This is a genomic window from Janthinobacterium sp. ROICE36 (assembly GCF_002869965.1).
Classification (GTDB): domain Bacteria; phylum Pseudomonadota; class Gammaproteobacteria; order Burkholderiales; family Burkholderiaceae_D; genus Janthinobacterium.
On record NZ_PEBS01000210.1, the window covers coordinates 1 to 313 of the forward strand.

The window sequence follows — 313 nt, forward strand, 5'->3', positions numbered from 1 at the left end:
AGCCATCTGGAAGAGATGTACGGCACCGAGGTATCGCCAACCCTCATCTCCAACGTCACGGACGCCGTCAGCGAGGATGTGAAGCTTTGGCAGGCACGCCCGCTCGACGCCGTGTACCCGATCCTGTATCTCGACTGCATCCACGTCAAAGTGCGCGACAGCGGCGCAGTGCGCACGAAGGCGGTCTACCTGGCCATCGGCGTCAACATGGAGGGCCACAAGGAGGTGCTGGGCCTGTGGATATCCCAAACCGAGGGGGCCAAGTTCTGGCTGCAAGTCGTCACCGAACTCAAAAATCGCGGCGTACAGGACA

1 protein-coding gene is annotated in these 313 nt (G+C 61.0%); it reads left to right on the plus strand.

Annotation, left to right across the window (positions count from 1 at the left end; translation table 11 throughout):
* On the plus strand, positions 1–313 hold a 313-nt coding region (locus CSZ94_RS27470; RefSeq protein ID WP_180977667.1), incomplete at both ends, for a transposase.